The sequence below is a fragment of the Mangrovihabitans endophyticus genome, from assembly GCF_014646155.1.
GTDB lineage: Bacteria > Actinomycetota > Actinomycetes > Mycobacteriales > Micromonosporaceae > Actinoplanes > Actinoplanes endophyticus.
The window spans coordinates 1-501 of record NZ_BMMX01000218.1; the positions used below are offsets into that span (position 1 = coordinate 1).

Consider the following 501-nt stretch of genomic DNA (forward strand, 5'->3'; position numbering starts at 1 on the left):
AGGCGCAACGAATAAGGAATTAGACAAAAATCTCAAAACCCTAGCCCCCCTAGCCCTAGAGCATGGTTTTAATCTTAGCGACAGGCTCCATATCCGCTTGTGGGACAATCAAAAAGGGTTTTAAAAAGTTAATCATGACCATCAAAGTTTTTTCGCCCAAATACCCTACTGAATTGGAAGAATTTTATGCTGAGCGCATTACTGATAACCCTTTAGGGTTTATCCAACGCTTGGATCTTTTGCCTAGCATTAGCGGGTTCGTTCGAAAATTGCGCGAGCGTGGCGGGGAATTTTTTGGAATGAGAAAGGATAAAAAGCTCATTGGGATCTGCGGGCTTGATCCTATCAACAAAACAGAAGCAGAGCTGTGTAAATTCCACATAGATAGCGCTTATCAATCCCAAGGGCTGGGTCAAAAACTCTATGAGAGCGTGGAGCGATACGCTTTTATCAAAGGCTATATTAAAATCTCTTTGCATGTGAGCAAGAGTCAAATCAAGG

The 501-nt window shown here is 42.5% G+C and carries 1 protein-coding gene; it reads left to right on the top strand.

Annotated elements, in window-relative coordinates; all coding sequences use genetic code 11:
* Positions 1-134 precede the first annotated feature (134 nt).
* Positions 135-501: GNAT family N-acetyltransferase (locus IEY73_RS35000; RefSeq protein WP_189083276.1), on the top strand; the 367-nt coding region annotated here is incomplete at its 3' end.